This window comes from Spiroplasma sp. hy2 (assembly GCF_044714365.1).
GTDB classification, from domain to species: Bacteria; Bacillota_I; Bacilli_A; order Mycoplasmatales; family Mycoplasmataceae; genus Spiroplasma; species Spiroplasma phoeniceum.
Map to the genome: position 1 here is coordinate 1 of NZ_RXFZ02000177.1, position 2,015 is coordinate 2,015.

A 2,015-nucleotide genomic window follows, 5' to 3' on the forward strand; every position below is an offset into this window, starting at 1 on the left:
ATTWTAAATAAAAGACATAATTAATTAAAATTATAATTTGCTATTAGTATCTTTTTAAAAATATTTACAATTATTTTAATAGGTTATGCAAGAAGTCTAATGTTTAAGAAAGGATAGAAAACAAATGAAGGTTACACCAATTATTTTAGTAACATTAGGAGCTATTAGTAGTGCAATACCTGCAATTAATACATTTAATACAAGTATAAATCCAACTACCGTTGAAGTAAGTAGTATAAAATCAAATAATGATAATTTATGAAATGATTCATTCCGTGAACAAATTGAAAATATGAAAAATGAACTTGATAATATGGATAGTTCACTTACTAATTCAAGCAAAATATTAGAAGATCTTAATCAAGAATCATCAATAATTTCAATGGATGATTTGCAAGAAATTTTTAATGCAATAATGGGTGAAAATGATACCGAAGATATTATTGCAGAAACAATTCAAAGTGGTTTTGCAGAAGCGAGTTATGACAGTATTACCGTTGGAGAAACAATTGAAAGTCGTCTTTTAACTGGTTCATTAGGAACAGTGGCAACAGCATTAGGGGTAGCAACAGCCATTGCATTAGTAATATATGGTGGATATTATACTTACACACATTGAGATGATATTAAAGCTTTTTCAAATAAAGCTGTTAATAATGCTAAACATTATATTTCAACAACAACAGATTATTTAAAAAGTTGACTATCTTTTTAACATAACAATTTTTAAAACACGATAATTTTATATAAGAAAGGATAATTAAATATGAAAAAACTAATAGTTATTTTTGGGGCATTAGGACTTAGCAGCAGCGGCTTAAGTGGGGCATTAATGGCAACTCCTGCTTTAAATCCTTCAAATCAAACTGTATCACAAAAATTTATTATGAAAGATATTATTGGGTATATATCAAATTCAGAATTAGTACCATCAAATGTTTACTCGTTATTAAATTCAGATAAGAAACCATCTAAAGTTAAAACTAATTCTGGTTTTAAAATGTTGAAAAAATTTCAGAATTTTACTAAAAAAGCATATAAAGAATTTAAAGCAGATGCTAAAAGTCTTGGTAAAAAAATTGGGAAAGAGCTTAAAGCGACTGAAAAAACTGTTGTAAACAAAATTGTTGCAACTGAAAAAATTCTTGGTAAAAAAATTATCCCGCCTAAAACTATTGAAACAGGACTAGATAAAGTTGAAAAAATATCGGAAACTGGTATTAAAGATATTGTAAAAAGAAACCATGGGATTAAAAACTTCTTTACAAAAAAACTAATAAAGTAAAAAAGTTGTTAATAGTGGATTCCAACGGATGAAAAATATTGGTAACACTGCGGAAACATTTTTAAAAGAAAAGGGTAAAAGTATTGAAAAAATAGGTAAAAATACTTTACAAGGAATGAAAACAACAGGAACTGCTGTTAAAACCTTTGCAAAAAAAGAGGGTAAGAATTTTAAAATTTTTCTAAAAACTCACGGTAAAAATATTAAGACAGGAATTAAAAAAGGAGCAGTTTTAGCTTATAAAGGGCTAAAAAAAAAAGCACTACGAATATTAGGACAAGTAATAGGTCAATTTACTAATGGTTTAGTATGTGCTTTATTTGGACTTGCGCCAGGATCAATAGGAATAGTATTAGGTTCAGCAACCATTGGCGCAGTTGGCTACTATGTTTACAATCATCCTGATGAAGCGAAAAGTTTTGCTAATTCAGTGATTGATACAACAAAGAATACTGCATCTTCAACGGTTCAGTTTTTAAAAACTTGATGACCATTTTAAGATTTTTATCTAAAAATAAATAAAAAAAGCAATTTATGAATATGTTAAAAAATAGACATATAGAAAGTAAGTTATAGGAATGATTTTCTGTATTCAATAGGATTCATTCCTTTTAATTTCTAGGAAAAATCTTTAATTTTGTCGAAAACTCTTGATGAAATAAAAAAAATCATCAATATGACAATTTGAAAACTAATTTTGTGTAAGATTATGATTTTGCTTTAAATATAT

The 2,015-nt window shown here is 26.8% G+C and carries 3 protein-coding genes; all 3 read left to right on the forward strand.

Annotation, left to right across the window (positions count from 1 at the left end; translation table 4 throughout):
- Positions 1-124: 124 nt before the first annotated feature.
- Genes EHV01_RS05055 through EHV01_RS05065 form a run of 3 tightly spaced genes read left to right on the forward strand, consistent with a single transcriptional unit; the run spans position 125 to position 1,784 of the window.
- Complete coding sequence (locus tag EHV01_RS05055) at positions 125-715, forward strand: hypothetical protein (protein ID WP_422066504.1); 591 nt, start codon at positions 125-127, stop codon at positions 713-715.
- A 51-nt stretch (positions 716-766) separates the two neighbouring features.
- Positions 767-1,285, forward strand: coding sequence for a hypothetical protein (locus EHV01_RS05060; protein ID WP_422066505.1), 519 nt, complete (start codon positions 767-769; stop codon positions 1,283-1,285).
- Positions 1,286-1,313: 28 nt separating this feature from the next.
- Complete coding sequence (locus EHV01_RS05065; protein ID WP_422066506.1) at positions 1,314-1,784, forward strand: hypothetical protein; 471 nt, start codon at positions 1,314-1,316, stop codon at positions 1,782-1,784.
- Positions 1,785-2,015: the final 231 nt, after the last annotated feature.